Raw genomic sequence first — 19,371 nt, 5'->3', positions numbered from 1 at the left:
GAACCCAATATGCCCAGGATGGGACGTATTGTTTTACCGAATTACCCACATCACGTAGTACAACGCGGCCATAACCGGCAGGTGGTGTTTGCAGCGGCAGAGGACTATCAGCGCTATCTCTCTGATCTGCGCGAGCTAAAGGATGCGTTCGGGGTAAAGGTCTACGCCTATTGCCTGATGACGAATCATGTCCATTTGCTGCTAGCTCCAGGGGAGTCGACTGTTGGGCTGGGGCAGTTAATGAAAGCATTGGCTGCTCGTGCGACGCGCTATCGAAATCGATTGGAAGGGCGTTCAGGCACCTTGTGGGAAAGCCGTTACAAATCCAGCGTGGTACAGTCGGATTCATATTTGCTCGCTTGTAGTCGTTACATTGAATTGAATCCTGTACGGGCTCGCATGGTCGCCGATGTTGGAGACTATGCATGGTCGAGCTATCGAAGCCGGGTAGATAATGAGTCTGGTGGGGGCTGGTTAGATGCTGATCCATGCTTCATGGCCTTGGGTGATACCTCGATGGAGCGGCGGCTTCGGTATGAAGAGTTTGTGCGCCAGGCCATTCCGACTGATCAGCTTCGATTAATCCGCGATGCTTTGCAGCGAGGTCAACTAACGGGTACAAGCCGTTTCGTAGATGAGGTCGAGCGGATTGCGGGTGTGCGGGTAGAGCAGCGAGGGCAGGGGCGGCCCAGGGCTGGGTCTGGAAAATAAATCTGTCCCCTTTTCTATGCATTACGAGGCCAGTCGTGCAGGTGTTGAACAGGCCAAACGGACAGTTAAAGAGACATTGGAGAACGTTACAGCCATTAGTGACTTGATTCCCAAAACTGCTGTTCGAGGTGGCTATGATCTTATTCATGTATACAGTTCAAAGACGAATAGTACTGTGAGTTTGCGGGTGTTGTCTGGTGGAAAATATGAGTTTGATACTCTGATTCCAGAAAAGTCATCTAAATTTTAATCATGAGATATGGCTTAATGATTATTGGTGATAGGATCTGCGAGTTTAGATTTCGATCTTTTTTTATATCGAGATCTTTGGTTTGTGAAATGCTGGTTCTTTTTTTTAGGTTCTCAGAGGCGGGATGGGTTTCATTGGACATCGGGGAGGGGGTGTTAAGGATTTTATCCGTTGGCTCTGAGCCGAAGCTGTTGGGGTTAGATGAAATATCCGATGATTTTGCTTACCCGATTCGGTATTCGGATGAGCTGAATAAGTATTTTGATAAGCAGCTCCTTGCTGTATATAAGTACGTTGTAGTGAATGTTGAAGATGGGTGTGTTGGTGCGTATTTTGATTTTGGGGGCTGTGGGTTTAGCGTTTTTGAGTCCGAGGATGGTTTGTCTATCGTTGATGGTGTAGTTCGAGTTTCGGATGACGTGGTTTTATGTGGTTTAAAAATTTAAAGAATGAAAAGGTGTAGCGAAAAAGGGGACAGATTTATTTTTCAACCCTCTGCTACGCTGAAAGCTTCCAAGGATGGAGGAACCCAATATGCCCAGGATGGGACGTATTGTTTTACCGAATTACCCACATCACGTAGTACAACGCGGCCATAACCGGCAGGTGGTGTTTGCAGCGGCAGAGGATTATCAGCGCTATCTCTCTGATCTGCGCGAGCTAAAGGATGCGTTCGGGGTAAAGGTCTACGCCTATTGCCTGATGACGAATCATGTCCATTTGCTGCTAGCTCCAGGGGAGTCGACTGTTGGGCTGGGGCAGTTAATGAAAGCGCTGGCTGCTCGTGCGACGCGCTATCGAAATCGATTGGAAGGGCGTTCAGGCACGTTGTGGGAAAGTCGTTACAAATCCAGTGTAGTGCAGTCGGACTCATATTTGCTTGCTTGTAGTCGTTACATTGAATTGAATCCTGTGCGCGCTCGCATGGTCGCCAACGTCGCAGACTATGCATGGTCGAGCTATCGAAGCCGGGTAGATAATGAGTCTGGTGGGGGCTGGTTAGATGCTGATCCATGCTTTATGGCCTTGGGTGATACCTCGATGGAGCGGCGGCTTCGGTATGAAGAGTTTGTGCGCCAGGCCATTCCGACTGATCAGCTTCGATTAATCCGCGATGCTTTGCAGCGAGGTCAACTAACGGGTACAAGCCGTTTCGTAGATGAGGTCGAGCGGATTGCGGGTGTGCGGGTAGAGCAGCGAGGGCAGGGGCGGCCGAGGGCTGGGTCTGGAAAATGAATCTGTCCCCTTTTTGCTTTTTGGACAGGAGGCCAAATATTATGTCGAAAGCATCGAAAACTGACTGGGGACGCCTGGCCAATATGGACGACCAGGACATCGATACCAGCGATGTTCCTGAACTGGATAAGGATTTTTTTTGCCGAGCCGAGTTGCATGTGCCGGTAAAGAAGGCCGTGACTATTCGCCTCGACGCCGATGTGCTTGAGTGGTTCAAGGGGCAGGGCACAGTCTATCAGACACGTATTAATCAGCTCCTGCGCCAGTACATGCAGGCTCAGCAGAGCCACCGGCACTGAACAACTGGCGTTGAAATGGGCGACCGGCGGCCGCCCGTCTCATTTATTCCCCAGCCTGCGCCCGCAACCGCCTCCCAATCACATCCATCACATCACACCCATCACGCAGCGCTATCGTCAGCATTTTGCAGAAGTCGGTCAGCACCACCGTCTCCGAGTCGATATCCGAACGAAAGGCAATGTTTTCCAGTACCTGGGTCACGGTGCGGATGCGGTAGTCGGCGGTTTCGAAGAGGACGTCGAGGGGGGCTTCGGTGTCGATGAGCAGGGTAGCGGGGGTGCAGTCGATGCCGGTGATGGGCATGTATCTAGCCATGGTTGTAGCCTCGTTAGATAAGTGAGAGCTACCAACTGAATGGTCGCCAAACGAAAAAGGTGGCAGTTGTACGCAGGTTGGCGAACCGGAACGAGGTACCGGCAGACCCGAAGGCCTCCCGCATACAACTGCCATGAGTGGGGCAGTATCGCGGATGCGGGAGCGCCTGCAAACAAGCAGATCGCTTTTGCATCTCGTTGTCAGGTCGCCAAACCTGGCCGCCATTCGGGCGACTTGAGGACTATAGGGCGACCCGTTCCAGGCCTACAAGCCACCGCTTTCCGAGCTTTATGTAGGACCTTTAGCAAGCTCTGGTCAGGAAAAAGCGGCGCCTTGAATTTCAGCTGTGGCAGCAGCTATGAGGCTTGGCCTCGTCATACTTATCGTGATGCCGCACCCAATCCATGATCTCGTCTTCGTTGCGGCCCTTGGGCGTTAGATCGAGGTAGTGGTAGGTGCCGACCAGCATGTCCAGGCCGCGGGCATAGGTGGAGTAGGTGTGGAAGATGTCGCCGGCTTCATTGCGATAGAAGACGCTCAGGCCTGGGAGTTCGCCCTCGGTGGTGTCGGTTGTTTCGTAGTTGTAGGTGGCTTTCCCTCCGGCGGTGTCTTCGGCTTTGAAGCTGACACCGAAGTCGTAGTTGAAGTCGCAGCCGTTTGAAGAGACCCAGTCGAAGGCCCAGCCCATGCGGCGTTTGAACGGTTGGAATTCGGCGAACGGGGCGCGGGAAACGGCGACCATCGCGACGTCGTGATGGGCCAGGTGCTGGTTGGCGCCGTCGATGTGGTCGGACAGGAAGGAGCAGCCCTGGCAGCCTTCTTCCCAGCCAGGGCCGAACATGAAGTGATAGACGATCAGTTGGCTGCGGCCGCCGAACAGGTCGGCCAGGCTCAGTTCGCCGTCAGGGCCCTGGAAGCGGTAGGGTTTGTCGATTTTTACCCAGGGCAGGGCGCGGCGTTCGGCGCTGAGTTTGTCACGTTCGCGAGTGAAGGCTTTTTCGCGGGCCAGGTGTTCGCGGCGGGCGGCGAGCCATTCTTCGCGCGAGACGACGGGATGATTTTCTACGTTCATGGTGATTTCTCCTGTAGGCAAAGGCACTTCAGCAAGTGGTCGTTTGACCCTGGTCGGATTCGACAGACCGTTGGTCGGCGTGTGAAATGACCCGCCCGGAAGCTCGGCTGAACGGTGACGTAGCGTCTCGGTCACACCTTGAGTAGGCATCTCACTCTTTGGAGGATGGATCAGGATGACGACTTATAACTGGGACTTGATCGAAAAGTTGTTGCACGAAGTGCAGAACGGCGCCGGCCACAGCTTCACCCCTCGGCCTTATGCGGAGCAATACGCTGCAGAGAAAGCGGCGGCGGGCGAAGAAATCGAGAACCTCGATCATCTGAAAGCGGTCGCCGCCGAGTATGAAAAGTTACTGCTGGAGCGTGGCTTCATCGAGCCACGGCCGGAGGAAGAGGGCGGTAACGGCGAGAATTTCGTGCTGACGATGCGCGGCTCGCGGTTGTTGAGCCTGATCGACAGTAGCATTCCCGGCAATGATCATCCGCGTCAGGTGCTGGATGAGCAGGAGGATGCGCTGGATGAGTTTACGTTTGATGATCTGGCTTCGAAGGCGCAGATTGCCTGACGGGCAAAACACTGTCCTATTCCTGTGGGAGCGAGCCTGCTCGCGATGGCGGCGTGTCAGGTTGCATACATGTTGACTGACATACCGCTATCGCGAGCAGGCTCGCTCCCACAAGGGATCTGCACTGCACAAGGGAACTCAACAAGGGACCTCCTACATGGGTCTGGGGGTGTTCTTATGAGCGTGCCGCCTTCAAACACTTCAAATCACTGAAATCCTTTTTCACCCCGTCGATTTTCTTCAACAACCGTTCCCGCTGGGGCGGGGTGCTGTCGGCCATCAGGTCGATCAGCAGGCTGCGGGCCTGGGCTTCGGTTTTGTTGTAGGCCTCGCGGTAGGCGGGCGTCCACAGGCTTTCTCGGTCGACCAGCAGTTGTTCGATGCGTCGTGGAAAGTCGGGGCTGTGGCGTTGGGCCACGGCGGCGCTGAACTGGTTCTGCCAGTGGGCGCGGTTGGCGATCCATTGCTGATTCTGGTCGCCCAGGGCGGTGGACCAGGCCACCACGCGTTGGCGTTGAGCGATGTTGAGGGGACCGAGCCAGTCGTTCAGGCGTTTTTCCATGCGTTCGCTACGTTCCTGGATCTGCTGTTGCAGCGTGGGCTTGAGGTATTGTTCCTGGCGTTTGCGCTGGTCCTTGACGAATGCGGCGTCCATGTCCGCGACTTGATCGTCGCTCAGCCCTTGTAACAATTCGATGGCCGACGGGGTGATCGCCCGTGCGGTTTCGGCGATGGCGGCCTTGGCTTCGCGGGTGCGTTGCTGGAGGGCTTCGTCGGTGACCTGATCGGTTTGCACCATGGTCTTCAAACGGTCCAGCCAGTCGAGGTAACCCGGCAGTTGGGTGGTGCAGTGCCAGCTGAGGTGTTCCTTGAGGCGCTCGTTGAACCAGTCTTTCTGCTCGCCGTTGATTTCCAGGTAGTCGTTGAGGGTCCAGGGAATGATCAGGTCGAGATTGCGGTAAGCCAGGCCAATGCGGCTGCATGCGGTAAGCGTCAGCAGCAGGGCGATGAACATGGCGGTGCGGGTGAGCCAGCGCGACATGAGCGAGTCCTTGCGAAGCCATCAGGTGTTTTGTTTGAGCTTCGCAGACGCGTGGCAGTTCAGCCGATTAAAAGCGTAACGGTTAGTAAAATGGATGAGCCATCTTGAGGGTCAGCAGGCCGTCGCATTCGCTATTGTGGCCTGAATAGGCCGAGCAATTACTGCCGCTGAGGCTGGAGTCGCTGTAGATCAGGTCCAGGTCGATGCCCCGCCATGGACGGGAAATTTTCAGCGACCAATCACTGAAACTGCCGACATAGCCGTTCTCGACGGAGACAGGCGTGTTGAGCTGGTGAGTGGTGTATTTGGCGCTGACACCGATGCCGAATGGCACGTTGCCGCCGAGGTCGGCGAACAGCGTGCTGTTCTGTTTGTCCGGATCGTTACTCAGGGCCGCGCCGAAACGGCTGCCTAGCACGGTCAGGCCGCCGTAGAGCTCCTGGCTGTCGAGGGTGTCGACGGTGGGGTAGCTGTAGTGGATCAGGCCGACTTCGTAGCCCAGGGTCTGGTCGAAAGGCTGTTTGAAGCCCAGGTAGGAATCGACTTCGAGGTCGGTGGATGGGCTAAGCCCGGCGCTGGGTGACCACTGACCGAAATACCAGCCACTGTCATGGCTCAGGTCCAGGCCACCATGGAACGAACCGGTGCTCGACGGCGTGACGAGGCCCTGGGCCATGCTACGGCTGGGCGTGGTGCCGAGCTTGAGGTCGAAGTCGCCGAGTTCGCGCTGGAACACCTGCCCATGGGCAAGCGCGCAGGCCAGCAGGCTGACGGTCAGCGGGACAATAGAAATACGCATGCTTCACTCCATCAATAGCGAGGAGCAACCCGGCTGGAACACTTGAAATAGAGAGGTGCAAGCATACCGGCGAATGCCAGGCATCGAGGGCCGTTCGTCGATTTTTACGAAGGGAATGTCGCGGGAAGGGCTTCCAGTCCAAGCGCTTCGAAGCTCAAAGCGCTTTGGGACCAGATGGTGCGGGGATTACTTCTTGCCCAGGCTGATCTGCTTGGACGGGCCGAATGTCTGGCCGCTGACGCCCTTGGCAATTTGCTGGATTTCACCGCCGTTCTTGAGGAACGCAGCGATCTGATCGTTGATCGATTCGCTGGTTTCAACGGCTGGAGCTGGCTTTGCTTTGCTGTTGGATGCTTTTACGCGCATGGCGGCCATTAACCTGTGTAGATAATTAATTGGGCCAGGCATCGTACAGGAAATAACCGGCCCTTGCTTGGCCGATATTTCTGGAAACGTCCTGGCAATTGCCAGGACGGATAGGGAATTTCTCGCCAATTATTCCCCTAAGCCGCTGTTTTAAATAACAACCATGCGAAAAATATATTCGCGATGCAGCGCTGTGCAACCGCCGCCCAGCCCGAGGGCCGTCTGACGAACGGCCGGCTGAAGGCGAAAAGCCAGGAAAATCAATGGCTGCACAGGCGGCTGGCTGGCGACCACGAATCGCCGTGTAAAAACAGGTAGAATGCCGCCCACGCAATGAGGGTATTGGAAATGGCTTTAGTCGGGCGCTACAACAGTTTGCAAGTGGTTAAACACACTAACTTCGGTTTATATCTGGACGGTGGCGCTGATGGCGAGATTTTGTTGCCCAACCGTTATATTCCCAAGGATATTCCCAGCGAAGATGAAGATTGGCTGAACGTATTTATTTACTTGGACAGCGACGACAAACTGATCGCGACCACGGAAAAACCCAAAGTCCAGGTCGGTGAATTTGCCAGCCTGAAAGTGGTTGAGGTCAACAGCATCGGTGTGTTCCTCGACTGGGGATTGCCCAAGGATCTGTTGCTGCCGTTTTCGGAAGAAAAACGCCAGATGAAGGCCGGGGACTATTGCGTGGTGCATGTCTATCTCGACAAGCACACCCGCCGCATTACCGCCACGGCGCGCCTGGATCGTTATCTGGACAAGACGCCAGCCAACTACACGCCGGGCCAGGAAGTTGACCTGTTGGTGGCCGAAGCCACCGACATGGGGTTCAAGGCCATCATCAATAACAAGCACTGGGGACTTATCCACAAGAACGAAATCTTCAAGTTCATGCGCGTCGGCATGCGCGAGAAGGGCTTCATCAAGGAAGTTCGCCCGGACGGCAAGATCAGCCTGAGCCTGCAGCCGGTAGGCCAGGAAGCCGCCACCAGCCTGAACGCCAAGATCCTCGCCAAGCTGCGCGAGAGCAACGGTACGCTGGCGGTCAGCGACAAGAGCGATCCGGCTCTGATCAGCAGCCTGTTTGGCGTGAGCAAGGGCAACTTCAAGAAGGCCATTGGTGCGCTGTACAAGAATGGGCAGATTGCCATTCATGCCGATCGGATCGAGTTGATCTGATCCTCTGCCCGACCACACTACTGAAGGTTGAGGTGATCTTGTGGCGAGGGGATGACTCCCCTTGCCACAGGTGCGGTACTCGACCACCCTCTGTATACAAATCCATGCACCTTTAGCATGCATCCGCGCCCTGTTCGTGGGCGCCTGGCTGCGCCGGCCTGGCTTCCAGCCTCGCTACACCCCCCGATTTGTCTCACATCCAACCCCTGTGGCACGCATTCTGCGTAGAGCTTCGTATACAAACCATGCCGGCTCCCGTGCGCAGTAGGGTGAACAGTTGATTCGGGGGCCCGGCTTCATAAAAAAGGAGCCCCGCAATGTCCGAGCAATTGCCCGACGGCTACAGTCCCCGCCTCTATAACGAGGACTTGGGCCCGCTGCCGCAGAAATGGAATTGGTACAACATCTTCGCGTTCTGGATGAGCGATGTGCACAGCGTGGGCGGTTATGTATTCGCCGCCAGTCTGTTTGCGTTGGGGCTGGCGAGTTGGCAAGTGCTGATAGCCTTGCTGGGCGGGATTTGCATTGTGCAACTGATCGCCAACCTGGTCGCCAGGCCGAGTCAGCAGGCGGCGGTGCCGTATCCTGTGATCTGTCGGCTGGCGTTCGGGGTGTTCGGGGCGAATATTCCGGCAGTTATCCGCGGCCTGATCGCTGTGGCGTGGTACGGAATTCAGACTTATCTGGCGTCCAGCGCGCTAATCATCGTGGTACTGCGGTTTTTCCCTTCTATGGAAGCCTACGCCGCGCCGCACTTTGCCGGTTTGTCCTACTTGGGTTGGTTCGGCTTTCTCACTCTCTGGTTCGTCCAGGCGCTGGTGTTCTGGGCGGGCATGGAGTCGATCCGGCGTTTCATCGATTGGGCCGGACCGGTGGTGTATGCGGTGATGTTTCTGTTGGCCGGCTGGATCGTGTGGAAGGCCGGCTGGAGCAACATCAGCTTCACCCTGGCGGAAAAGTCTCTGTCCGGCTGGCAGGCGTTCGGCCAAGTGATCGTCGCAATGGCCCTGGTGGTGTCGTACTTTTCCGGTCCCACCCTGAATTTCGGTGATTTCAGTCGCTACTGCCGGAGCATGTCTGACGTGCGCCGGGGCAATTTCTGGGGGCTGCCGGTGAATTTCCTGGCGTTCTCCCTGGTCACGGTGGTGATCGTATCCGGGACGCTGCCGGTATTCGGCGAAATGCTCCATGATCCGATTGCCACGGTGGCGCGCATCGACAACAGCGTGGCTGTACTTCTAGGGGCGTTTGCTTTCGTAACTGCGACGGTCGGCATCAACATCGTCGCGAACTTTGTGTCGCCGGCGTTTGACTTTGCCAACGTCGCGCCCAGCAAAGTCAGCTGGCGCGCCGGTGGCATGATCGCGGCAATTGCGTCGATTTTCATCACACCCTGGAACCTGTTCAACAACCCCGAAGTGATCCACTACACCCTGGACGTGCTGGCCGCGTTCATCGGCCCGTTGTTCGGGATCCTGCTGGTGGATTACTACCTGATCAAGAAGCAGCAGATCGACGTGGATGCGCTGTTCAATGATGGGCCGAGCGGTCGCTATTACTACAGCGGCGGCATCAATTGGACGGCGGTCAAGGCGCTGATTCCGGCAACGCTGATGGGCGTAGCGATTACCTTCACCCCGCTGCTGCAACCGATGGCCAACTTCGCCTGGTTCACCGGTTGCTTCCTCGGCGGGGTGTTGTATTTCGCCTTGGCCCGGCGCGAGCCGGCCATGTTGCCGAAACCGTCGTTCAGCCAGGTCGGCCAAGCCTGATCAGCGCACGGCAGTTTGAGCGCAAGGGTTCGCTGTGCGTTCGCCGCTGGGGTGCAATAGCAGCCCACCGGCCAACAGCAGACCACTGCCGGCAATGATCAACGCCGGTTGCAACCCTCCGCTGAAATGGCTGCTCAATGCCGCCAGCAGCGGGCCACTGAGCTGGCCCACGGCAAAGCAGGCAGTCAACAGGCCGGCGTTGCGCTGGGTGGCATGAGGCGCCAGTTCTCGCGAGCGCTGCATCACCAGTTGCATGCAGGCCAGGAACGGTGTGCCACACAGGATGACGCCGAGCGCCAACCCTGCGCCGCTGCCCGACAGACAGGCGAACACCCCGACGGCCTGCAGCCACAGCGTGCCGATCAGCCAACGACCCGTGGTGCTTGGGTCCGGCCGGCGCAGGCTGACCACCAGCACCCCGAGGGCGGCGGCCAAGCCGAAGCAGGGCCAGAACAGATCGGCTTGCCATTGCCCGTGGAACTGCGCCGACGCCATCTGCGACAGGAACGTGGCCGGAATGATGTAGCCCACGCCGTACAAGGCGTAGACCACGCCGAGGCGGGCGATGCCACGGTTCGATGAGGTGGCGGCCGGCGCTGCAACGGTTGCGGTCGCGGCGGTGTGTGGCAGGATCGGCAGGATCACCAGCAACATCGCCAATGCCACCCCGGCGTACACCAGCCACAGGGTCGCAGAGCTCTGGCCCAGTAGATTGGAGCCCAGGGCGAGCAAGCCTGTCAGGAAAATCCCCAGCCCCGGTCCGGCAAACACCACAGCGCCAAGCCGTGGTCGCCCGGCCGTCGCTGCCAAAGGCTGGCTCAACGCGGTGATCATCACCAGTACCCAGGCACTCGCCACACCGGTGCCGAAGCGCAGCGCCAGGTGCGGCCAGAAACCCCAGGCCCAGAACGACGCCAGGGTCAGCAGCACACACAGCCACAGGCCGCCGAGCAGACGCCGCCGCACTTGATCCGGCCGGCGGGCGAACATGGCATCCAGCGCGCCGAGGAAGTAGCCCAGGTAGTTGGCGGCGGCAATCAGACCGGCGGCCGTCAAGTCGATCTGACCTTCGCCGATCAAATGAGGTAACTGAGGCGTAAGTGCGAAGCGGCCGATGCCCATGGCCATCATCAGCGCGATGAAACTGCCGAGCAGGCGGATAAGAGGTGACATGGTCGTTCTCCAGCAATGAGGCGAATGACCGTCAGGCTAGAATTCATTGACTTTCATTAAAATTGAATAATAGTGAGTAACTTGTTCTTTTTTGGAGAAGGTCGTGGAGTTCAGCCAATTGCGGATTTTCCAGGCGGTGGCCGAAGAAGGCTCCATCACCCGAGCCGCTGAACGCTTGCACCGGGTGCCGTCGAACCTCTCGACCCGGCTCAAGCAGCTTGAAGAGCAGTTGGGTGTGGATCTGTTCCTACGCGAGCGTCAGCGTTTGCAGTTGTCACCGGCGGGAAAGGTCCTGCTGGACTATGCGACCAAGCTCTTTGCCTTGCACGATGAAGCCCACGCTGCCGTGCAAGGGGGGCAGCCCGCCGGGGATTTTGTTCTGGGCACGATGTACAGCACGGCGGCAATCCATCTGCCGGACCTGCTGGCCGGTTATCACCGCCGCTATCCGGCGGTGAACTTGCAAGTGCAATCGGGGCCCAGTGGCGAGTTGCTCGAAGGCTTGCTCACCGGGCGGCTTGATGCGGCGCTGGTGGATGGACCGCTGGAGCTGGCAGGGTTGGACGGGGTGCCGTTGTGCGATGAACGGTTGGTGCTGATCACCGAGGCCGATCATGGGCCGGTGCGCAGTGCGCTGGATGTCCAGAGGCGTTCGGTGTTCACCTTTCGTCGAGGCTGTTCGTACCGCATGCGCCTGGAGGCCTGGTTTGCCCACGACCACGCGACCATGGGCCGGGCGATCGAGATTGAGTCTTACCAGGGAATGCTGGCGTGTGTGATCGCCGGGTCCGGAGTGGCGCTGATGTCCGAGTCGATGCTGGCCAGCCTGCCGGGCCGTGAGCGGGTGGCGGTGCACCCGTTGGCCGAGCCGTTTGCCAGCGCCACGACCTGGTTGATGTGGCGCAAAGGGATGGTCGGCGCCAACCTGAACGCCTGGATCGAATTGCAACAACAAGCCTGGCCGCGAGCCTCGCGGTTGACGGCTCAATTGGCTTGAACTCCGGAGAACGGATTTGGATCAATTTAGTAACAGATCATTGCAAACTGAAGCGAGCATTGCGTAGCACATCGGACTATTATCAACGCGAAGGGGCCACAGATATCTGCCGCTCGCACGACCCTGAGGGGGCACCACGATGAAAGAGAAAATCCAGAACTGGCTTCATGACCTGGGTGTCGCGCTTGGCTTGATCGAACCGCCGATGCAACCGATCCCGATTCGCACCGATGACGAGCAACGCCGTCGCCAGCCGCGTCGCCGCTGAATACCTGTCAGGTCGTTTTTTTTGTGGGAGCGAGCCTGCTCGCGAATGCGTTGTATCAGCAGCATAAGTCGTGGCTGATACGCCGCCATCGCGAGCAGGCTCGCTCCCTCAGTCTTAACCGGCAACCCTTGCGGCGCGTTGTTCAAACCGCCTTGGCCACTACGTTCGAACGTGGCGATAACACGCTCACCACCACAAAACTCACCAGCGCCACGCCCAGGCTGTAGTAGATCGGCGTGTTGGCGTCCAGCCCGTCCTTGAACATGAAGAACAGCGCCGTCACGAAGCCCAGGGACATGCTGGTGATCGCCCCGGCGGTGGTGGCACGTTTCCAGTAGATGGCACCGATCAGCGGGATAAGCATGCCGCCCACCAGCAGGTTGTAGGCCAGGGTCAGGGCGCTGATCACATCACTGACCACCAGGGCGATGCCCAGTACCACCACACCCAGCAGCAGCGTCGCGATGCGGTTTTCGTGGACGTCGGCGTTGTTGCCCTCGCGGCCACGGCGCAAGCGTGGCAGCAGGTCCTGGACCACCGTCGTGGACGCCGCCAGCAGCCCCGCCGAGGCGGTGGACATCAACGCTGCCAGTGCCGCAGCGACCACCAACCCACGAATGCCATTGGGCAGGCTGGTCTGTACGACGCTGGCGAAGGCGTTGTTGGCGTTGGCGAGGTCCGGTAGCAACACCTTGGCGGCCATGCCGATCAATGCTCCGGCCAAGCCGTACAGCACGCAGTACAGGCCGGCGGCGGTGCCCGCCATTTTCGCCACGCCTTCGCTGCGGGCGGTGAAGACCCGTTGCCAGATGTCCTGGCCGATGAAGATGCCGAAGAAGTAGATCAGGAAGTAGGTGACGATGGTGTCCCAGCCGATGGCTGTGAAATCGAAGTAGCTGGCCGGCAGTTTCGCCACCATCGCGTCCCAGCCGCCCGCGTCGACGATGGACATCGGCATCAGCAGGAACACCAGACCGATGGTCATGATCAGGAACTGCACGATGTCGGTCAGGGTCAGCGACCACATGCCACCGATGGTCGAATACAACACCACCACGCCGCCGCCCACCAGGATCGAAACCCAGAAGGGCAGGCCGAACAGCACTTGCATCACGGTGCCGATGGCGATGGTCGAGGTGGCGCCGATCATCAGTGCATACACCAGCATGATCACTGCACTGGCGTGGCGCGCGGCCGGGTTGTAGCGGCGCTCCAGGACCTGGGTAACGGTGTAGATCTTGAGTTTGAGCAACGGCTTGGCCAGGAACAGGCTGAGGCCGACGATGCCCAGGCCGATGGCCCCGCAGAGCCAGAAGCCGGAGATGCCATGAACGTAACCCAGGCGCACGGTACCGATGGTGGACGCGCCGCCCAGGACCGTGGCGGCCATGGTGCCCAGATAGAACCCCGGACCGAGGTTGCGACCGGCGACCAGATAGTCGTCACGGGTCCGGGCGCGGCGCATGCCATACCAGCCGAGGGCAATCATGCCGGCGGCGTAGATGAGAACGACGATTAAATCCAAAGCCATGGTGGCGTGTCTCCGATTGTATTTTTTATTGGAAGGTCGGGATGCTTGGCTCAGCGGTGTGCCCCGAACCCTTGCTACGCAAATCCCTCGGCCCGTAAACCTCCGCCGGTTCCGGGAACACCCCCAACAACACCAGGTACACCACGCAAGCCAGCCCGAGGGTCACCGGCAGGCTGATGTCAATGCCACCGGCCAGTTCGCCCAGGGGCCCGACGAACTGCCCCGGCAGGTTGACGAAGCACAAGCCCACCAGTGCGCTGGGAATCCAGGCCCCCAGACCGCGCCAGTTCCAGCCGTGGTTGAACCAGTAGCGCCCGCCGGTTTCGCCCCGGGTGAATACTTGCAGGTCATCCGGGCAGTAGAAGCCGCGGCGTACCAACAGGCCGATGATCATGATCACCATCCACGGGGTGGTGCAGGTGATGATCAGCACGGCGAAGGTCGACACGCTCTGCACCAGGTTCGCGGCGAAGCGTCCGATGAAGATGAAGGCAATCGACAGCACGCCGATCAGCAGCGTCGCCTTGACCCGCGACAGCACCCGTGGAAGCACGCTGGACATGTCCAACCCGGTGCCATACAGCGACGTGGTGCCAGTGGACATGCCGCCGATTACCGCGATCAGGCACACCGGCAGGAAGAACCAGCTCGGCGAAACCGCCAGCAGGCCACCCACGTAGTTGTTGGAAGCGATGTAGTCCGGTGCCTTGATCGCCACGATGGTGGCGGTGGCGAGGCCGAACAGGAACGGGATCAGCGTGGCCAGTTGTGCGGCAACCACCGCTGCCATGATGCGGCGCTTGGAGGTGTTGCGCGGGATGTAGCGCGACCAGTCGCCCAGGAATGCACCGAAGGAAATCGGGTTGCTCATGGCCACCAGCGCCGCGCCGATGAACGCCGCCCAGAAACCCGGCTGGCCGAGGCCGACGGTGCCGGCGAACTGGCTGTCGAAGGTCGGTGCGAAGGCCACGATGCCCAGCAGGAACAACAGGCTGGCAGCCCACACGGCGATGCGGTTGACCCACAGCATGAAGCGAAAGCCGTAGATGCACACCGTCAGCACCAGCAGGGCGAACAGACCGTAGGCCAGGCCCAGGCTCAGGTCGGTTTCCGGTACGCCCGCCAGGCGCTTGGCGCCGCCGATCAACGCATCCCCCGAGCTCCATACCGACAGCGAGAAAAACGCAATGGCCGTCAGCAACGACAGGAACGAGCCGACGATCCGCCCGTGGACGCCGAAGTGCGCCCCGGAAGACACCGCGTTGTTGGTGCCATTGAGCGGCCCGAACAGGCCCATCGGTGCGAGGATGATCGCGCCCAGCAACACCCCCAGCACGATGGCCCAGACCCCGGCCTGGAACGAAAGTCCGAACAACACCGGAAAGCTGCCGAGCACGGCGGTGGCGAACGTATTGGCGCCGCCGAAGATCAGTCGAAACAGATCCCCCGGGCCGGCGGTGCGTTCATGGTCCGGGATCTGCTCGACCCCGTAGGTTTCGATTTGCGTAAGGCTTTTATCGTTATTGTTATGCATGATCTGCTCCGATCATCGAGGCGCGCTCATCGGATGTGAGCGCTGCCTGTTTGGCTAAGGGGGTGGCAGCCCTTCCGGCATGGCGGATAAATGTTCGTGACAGGCCAGCCATCGGCCCTGTTGTTCTTGTACGTGTCCTTCCTGTCTGCGGAACAGGATGGTTTCGCGTTCCTGGCTAGAGTGTCGCTCCCCTTGCATGCGCAGCTCGGTAGCCACGTCATGGATAAACACCGCCACGTCTCCTTGCAGGCTGACGAAGGCGTTGCTTGAGGTGCATGAGAGCACCTCGAAGCCATCCTCGGACCGCCAGCGATCCCACAACGCCTGGTAGGCGTCGCGTGACAGCAGGGGCTGTTCGAGGGTGTGAAACACGAAGCTTGCGTCGGCCGTGAACGCGCCGAAGTAAGCATCGCGGTCATTTCGGGCGAAGGCCGACACCAATTGTGCGGCGGCCTGGAGCACTTGATCCTGATCGTTCATCACGGCGCCTCAGCGATGAGCCACGCCGGGCAGTACGCAAAGCATCTCGTACAACAAATTGGCGCCCAGCAACGAGGTGTTGCCAGTGGTGTCATACGGCGGCGAGACTTCCACCAAGTCGCAACCGACCAGGTCGAGGCCCTGGCAACCGCGCACGATTTCGATGGCCTGGATGGTGGTCAGGCCGCCGATTTCCGGGGTGCCGGTGCCGGGCGCCCAAGCCGGGTCGATGCCGTCGATGTCGAAGCTCAGGTACACCGGACCGCCGCCGACTTTCTCGCGGACTTCGGCCATCAGCGGCGCCAGGGATTGGTGCCAGCACTCTTCGGCCTGGACCACGCGAAAGCCCTGACGGCGGCTCCAGTTGAAGTCATCGGCGGTGTAGCCCTGGGCCCGTAGGCCGATCTGTACCACCCGGTCGCAGTCCAGCAGGCCTTCTTCCACGGCGCGGCGGAAAGTGGTGCCGTGGGCGATTTTCTCGCCGAACATGTGATCGTTCACGTCGGCGTGGGCGTCGATATGGACCAGGCCGACCTTGCCGTGCTTCTTGTGGATGGCCCGCAGGATCGGCAGGGTGATGGTGTGATCGCCCCCCAGGGTCAGGGGGATGACGTTGTGTTCGAGGATCTTGTGGTACGACTCTTCGATGATCCGTACCGCTTCCAGCAGGTTGAAGGTATTGATCGCCACGTCGCCGATATCGGCCACCGACAGCGAGTCGAACGGCGCGGCACCGGTGGCCATGTTGTAGGGGCGGATCATCACGGATTCGGCGCGGATCTCCCGAGGCCCGAAGCGAGTGCCGGCGCGCAGGGAGGTGCCGATGTCCAGCGGCACGCCGACGAATGCAGCGTCCAGGCCGGCAGCGGTGGGCACATGGGGCAGGCGCATCATGGTGGCGATGCCGCCGAAGCGCGGCATTTCGTTGCCGCCCAGTGGTTGGTGAAGAATCTTGTCCACGGCTAAGGCCTCATCGTTTGTTTTAGTTATCAGGGGCCGATTCTGCGAAAAGCCGTTGCCGTGAAAAATCGCTGGGGGCAAATACTTAGTTCAGATTTTTCTAAACTAAGGCGCAGCGCGGCGATAGACTCCAATCCCTCGCCACAAATGTGGAATGACACGCCTGTCTGGAGAAACCCAATGGCCAACGCTCTACCCGACCTCAAGCTGCTACGGATTTTCGCCAGCGTGGTCCGGCACCAGGGGTTTGCCAACGCCCAGCACGAGCTGAACCTCTCCACATCGGCCATCAGCACCTACATGAGCCAGCTTGAATCGAGCCTGGGCCTGGTGCTGTGTCATCGCGGGCGGGGTGGGTTCAGCCTCACCAGCAAGGGTGAGTTGTTCCATCAGGAAACCCTGCGTCTTTTGGGCGAGCTCGAAGGGTTCGAGCAGTATGCCGCGGCGCTGAAAGGTGAGTTGCGCGGTACGCTGAACCTGGGCGTGATCGATTCCACGGTCAGTGACAAGGCATTGCCGTTTGCCGAAGCCATCGGTGCTTACAGTCAGGAACACCCGGCGGTGCACCTGCATCTGTCGGTGATGAGCCCCTATGAGCTGCAGCTCGGTGTACAGGACAACCGCCTGGATCTGGCCATCGGTGCGTTCTCTACGCGCATGAGCGGGTTGGTGTACATGCCGCTGTACCGCGAGCAGCACTGGTTGTATTGCAGTAATCGTCATCCGCTGTTCACTGAGCGGCGCATCCCCGAGCAAGTCATCACCCAGCAACGCATGGTCGGGCGCGGTTATTGGAGCCAGGCGGAACTGGCCCGCCACGGTTTCAAGCACAGTGCGGCGACGGTGGAGAGCATGGAGGCGCAATTGATCCTGGTGCTGTCGGGCGCTTATGTCGGTTACCTGCCCGAGCACTATGCCCAGGCGTGGGTCGATAAGGGCGACCTGCGCGTGCTGTTGCCGGCGACGTTCGGTTATCAGGCGCCGTTTTCGATGATCATGCGCCGAGGCCGCAGCCGCGAACCTTTGATCCAGACTTTCCGCGACCTGCTCAAGGCGCAGCTCAACCAGGCCTGAGGTCCCCATGTCCAGAATTCATTGCCCACGCTGCCAGCGACCGCAGAGCCATTGCCTTTGCCCCTTGATCCCGAGTCTCGACAGCCGCACCCGGGTCTTGCTGTTGCAGCATCCCAGCGAAGTGAATCATGCCCTGAACACCGCCCGGCTGGCGGCCTTGGGCCTGAACAACGCCGAGTTGATCGTGGGCGAGGTGTTCGAAGACTTGCCACGATTGCTCAACCCACCGGGCTATCAGGCCCGACTGTTATTTCCCGGCGATGAGGCGCAGCCGTTGCAGGTTTATGGCTCGTCGGATGAGCCGATGCTGCTGGTCGTCCCGGATGGTACCTGGCGCAAGGCGCGCAAGCTGCTGCACCTCAATCCGCTGCTGGCGGCGTTGCCGAGGGTAACCCTGGCCGACGGTGGTATGTCCCGCTACCGTCTGCGCAAGGCACCGGGGCCGGGGGCATTGTCGACGGTGGAGGCGATTGTCCAGGCGTTGCAGGTGCTTGAAGCACCGGACAGTTTCGAGCCGTTGCTCAGGCCGTTCGAGGCGTTGATCGAGGGGCAGATCGTGGCGATGGGGGAGGAGACGTTTCAGCGTAATCATGCGGGAAAATGAGGTTGTTCTTGTGGGCTTCTTCGCGAGCAAGCCCGCTTGTATGTTTAGACTTGAAGGGGTGGGCGGGACTAAAAGCTCGATTCCGACTCTAGCCAGTACGGACCGTGGGAGACTTCTCGTCCCGCCCCTTCTACCCAAAGCGCCAATAAGGAATTCATCGACAAGATCGACGATAGATGCAAGCCAGCGCAAAGGTAGACCCCGACAAGCACCTAAACCCTAGCCCCGAGGATTTGTTATGACAATCCTTACCTCGCAAACGGTTGTTGGCATTGATGTCGCTAAGGCCGAAATCGCTGTATATCGCTCTGATCTGCAAACGATAGATACCGTTAAGAATGATCGAACAACCCTAAAACGCTGGCTTAAAACGTTGCCCGCCCAAAGCGCCATTGCCATTGAAGCTACCAACATTTATCACCTGGACACCGTCGACTTGGCTCATGCGATGGGGCATCAGGTTTATGTCGTGGATGCTTATCGGGTAAGTAACTATCGTCGCGGCATTGGGCAGCGAGCCAAGAACGATCCTTGTGATGCTCGTTTGTTAGCGCGGTATTTGACCAATGAACAGCACGAGCTGCGGCTCTGGTGTCCCCCTCCAAAGGCCTACACAACGCTAAAGAGCTTGCTTCATAGACGTGCGACGCTGGTCAGAAATCATACCGCTCTGATGTTGAGCTGGATCGACGAGCCTCTGCTGAAGGAAGCGCTGGCCACTCAGCAAACAGCCTTTGAGCAAGCGATCAAGGCTATTCAGAAACTGCTACGAAAGGTCAGCAAAGACTCAGGAATTGCAGAAAACATCGTCCGTTGTAAAGCCATCGAAGGCGTAGGCGAGCTGGTCGCAACCGGACTGGCCACCAGTTACATGCGGGGCAATTTTGCGAACAGCAATGCATTTATTGCGTTTTTGGGAATGGACCTGAGGGTGGATGACTCTGGCAAAAAGAATGGCCCCCGGTATCTAACCAAGAAAGGCGATCCAGAGATAAGGCGCTTAGCTCACATCGCTGCGATGACGGCCTCTCGCTCGCCTAGATGGAAACCCTTCTACGAGTCATACCTGGCAAGAGGCTTTTCAAAAACTCAGGCATTGGTGGTGCTTGCCCGTAAGCTCTGCCGAGTTGCATT

Annotated in this window: 22 protein-coding genes; 12 read left to right on the top strand and 10 right to left on the bottom strand. The window is 58.9% G+C overall.

The window, feature by feature from the left end; all coding sequences use genetic code 11:
• The first annotated feature begins 9 nt into the window (after positions 1–9).
• The 4 genes from AD666_RS20160 (at position 10) to AD666_RS20150 (ending at position 2,496) form a co-directional block, all read left to right on the top strand.
• A complete protein-coding gene (locus AD666_RS20160; RefSeq protein ID WP_053155731.1) occupies positions 10–711 on the top strand; it encodes a transposase in 702 nt (233 codons plus the stop codon).
• Positions 712–1,050: 339 nt separating this feature from the next.
• On the top strand, positions 1,051–1,407 hold the full coding sequence (locus AD666_RS20155; RefSeq protein WP_172679657.1) for a hypothetical protein: 357 nt from the start codon (positions 1,051–1,053) through the stop codon (positions 1,405–1,407).
• An 88-nt stretch (positions 1,408–1,495) separates the two neighbouring features.
• Positions 1,496–2,197 carry a transposase gene (locus AD666_RS26205; RefSeq protein ID WP_082339868.1) on the top strand — a complete coding sequence of 234 codons (702 nt, stop codon included), beginning with the start codon at positions 1,496–1,498 and terminating at the stop codon, positions 2,195–2,197.
• 41 nt (positions 2,198–2,238) lie between these two features.
• On the top strand, positions 2,239–2,496 hold the full coding sequence (locus tag AD666_RS20150) for a BrnA antitoxin family protein (protein WP_053155727.1): 258 nt from the start codon (positions 2,239–2,241) through the stop codon (positions 2,494–2,496).
• 43 nt (positions 2,497–2,539) lie between these two features.
• On the opposite strand, the gene AD666_RS20145 is transcribed toward AD666_RS20150, so the two are convergent.
• Positions 2,540–2,812 carry a hypothetical protein gene (locus AD666_RS20145; protein WP_053155725.1) on the bottom strand — a complete coding sequence of 91 codons (273 nt, stop codon included), beginning with the start codon at positions 2,810–2,812 and terminating at the stop codon, positions 2,540–2,542.
• A 340-nt stretch (positions 2,813–3,152) separates the two neighbouring features.
• Entirely contained in the window at positions 3,153–3,884 is a 732-nt protein-coding gene (locus tag AD666_RS20140) for a thioredoxin family protein (RefSeq protein ID WP_053155723.1), read from the bottom strand.
• A 175-nt stretch (positions 3,885–4,059) separates the two neighbouring features.
• On the opposite strand from AD666_RS20140, the gene AD666_RS20135 reads away from it, so the two are divergent.
• Positions 4,060–4,452, top strand: coding sequence for a hypothetical protein (locus AD666_RS20135; RefSeq protein ID WP_053155721.1), 393 nt, complete (start codon positions 4,060–4,062; stop codon positions 4,450–4,452).
• Between the two features lie 175 nt (positions 4,453–4,627).
• On the opposite strand, the gene AD666_RS20130 is transcribed toward AD666_RS20135, so the two are convergent.
• The 3 genes from AD666_RS20130 to AD666_RS20120 all read right to left on the bottom strand — a co-directional run bounded on the left by AD666_RS20130 (position 4,628) and on the right by AD666_RS20120 (position 6,668).
• The gene (locus AD666_RS20130) at positions 4,628–5,494 is read right to left on the bottom strand and encodes a DUF6279 family lipoprotein (RefSeq protein ID WP_053155719.1); all 867 of its coding nucleotides are present in this window, start codon (positions 5,492–5,494) and stop codon (positions 4,628–4,630) included.
• Positions 5,495–5,576: 82 nt separating this feature from the next.
• Entirely contained in the window at positions 5,577–6,293 is a 717-nt protein-coding gene (locus AD666_RS20125) for a TorF family putative porin (RefSeq protein ID WP_053155717.1), read from the bottom strand.
• Between the two features lie 186 nt (positions 6,294–6,479).
• Positions 6,480–6,668 (bottom strand): hypothetical protein, encoded by a 189-nt coding sequence (locus tag AD666_RS20120; protein WP_172679659.1) that lies wholly within the window; start codon positions 6,666–6,668, stop codon positions 6,480–6,482.
• Between the two features lie 339 nt (positions 6,669–7,007).
• On the opposite strand from AD666_RS20120, the gene AD666_RS20115 reads away from it, so the two are divergent.
• Together AD666_RS20115 and AD666_RS20110 are read left to right on the top strand one after the other, a co-directional pair.
• Complete coding sequence (locus AD666_RS20115; protein WP_053155714.1) at positions 7,008–7,844, top strand: S1 RNA-binding domain-containing protein; 837 nt, start codon at positions 7,008–7,010, stop codon at positions 7,842–7,844.
• Positions 7,845–8,161: 317 nt separating this feature from the next.
• A complete protein-coding gene (locus tag AD666_RS20110) occupies positions 8,162–9,616 on the top strand; it encodes an NCS1 family nucleobase:cation symporter-1 (protein WP_053155712.1) in 1,455 nt (484 codons plus the stop codon).
• Here AD666_RS20110 and AD666_RS20105 read toward each other — a convergent pair whose 3' ends face one another.
• Positions 9,617–10,789 (bottom strand): MFS transporter, encoded by a 1,173-nt coding sequence (locus tag AD666_RS20105; RefSeq protein ID WP_053155710.1) that lies wholly within the window; start codon positions 10,787–10,789, stop codon positions 9,617–9,619. It abuts the gene before it with no gap.
• Positions 10,790–10,892: 103 nt separating this feature from the next.
• Between AD666_RS20105 and AD666_RS20100 the strand changes: the two genes are divergently transcribed.
• Positions 10,893–11,786 (top strand): LysR family transcriptional regulator, encoded by an 894-nt coding sequence (locus AD666_RS20100; protein WP_053155708.1) that lies wholly within the window; start codon positions 10,893–10,895, stop codon positions 11,784–11,786.
• 139 nt (positions 11,787–11,925) lie between these two features.
• Positions 11,926–12,054 carry a PA1414 family protein gene (locus AD666_RS26840; protein WP_256222727.1) on the top strand — a complete coding sequence of 43 codons (129 nt, stop codon included), beginning with the start codon at positions 11,926–11,928 and terminating at the stop codon, positions 12,052–12,054.
• 142 nt (positions 12,055–12,196) lie between these two features.
• Here the strand turns inward: AD666_RS26840 and AD666_RS20095 are convergent, their stop codons facing one another.
• From AD666_RS20095 to speB, 4 genes are read right to left on the bottom strand one after another with little or no spacing between them, the layout of a single operon-like run.
• Entirely contained in the window at positions 12,197–13,585 is a 1,389-nt protein-coding gene (locus AD666_RS20095; protein ID WP_053155706.1) for a sodium:solute symporter, read from the bottom strand.
• 25 nt (positions 13,586–13,610) lie between these two features.
• A complete protein-coding gene (locus AD666_RS20090; protein WP_172679658.1) occupies positions 13,611–15,122 on the bottom strand; it encodes a cytosine permease in 1,512 nt (503 codons plus the stop codon).
• A gap of 51 nt (positions 15,123–15,173) precedes the next feature.
• Positions 15,174–15,599, bottom strand: coding sequence for a nuclear transport factor 2 family protein (locus AD666_RS20085; protein WP_053155703.1), 426 nt, complete (start codon positions 15,597–15,599; stop codon positions 15,174–15,176).
• A 9-nt stretch (positions 15,600–15,608) separates the two neighbouring features.
• On the bottom strand, positions 15,609–16,559 hold the full coding sequence (gene speB / locus AD666_RS20080) for an agmatinase (protein ID WP_053155701.1): 951 nt from the start codon (positions 16,557–16,559) through the stop codon (positions 15,609–15,611).
• A 180-nt stretch (positions 16,560–16,739) separates the two neighbouring features.
• Between speB and AD666_RS20075 the strand changes: the two genes are divergently transcribed.
• The 3 genes from AD666_RS20075 to AD666_RS20065 all read left to right on the top strand — a co-directional run.
• Positions 16,740–17,633, top strand: a complete 894-nt coding sequence (locus AD666_RS20075) for a LysR family transcriptional regulator (protein ID WP_053155699.1) — start codon at positions 16,740–16,742, stop codon at positions 17,631–17,633.
• 7 nt (positions 17,634–17,640) lie between these two features.
• Positions 17,641–18,237, top strand: coding sequence for a tRNA-uridine aminocarboxypropyltransferase (locus AD666_RS20070; RefSeq protein ID WP_053155697.1), 597 nt, complete (start codon positions 17,641–17,643; stop codon positions 18,235–18,237).
• Positions 18,238–18,475: 238 nt separating this feature from the next.
• A partial coding sequence (locus tag AD666_RS20065; protein WP_053155695.1) for an IS110 family transposase occupies positions 18,476–19,371 on the top strand: 896 nt, incomplete at its 3' end.

Source organism: Pseudomonas sp. Pf153 (assembly GCF_001269775.1).
Classification (GTDB): domain Bacteria; phylum Pseudomonadota; class Gammaproteobacteria; order Pseudomonadales; family Pseudomonadaceae; genus Aquipseudomonas; species Aquipseudomonas uvaldensis.
This window is presented reverse-complemented; position numbering and strand designations above follow the sequence as displayed.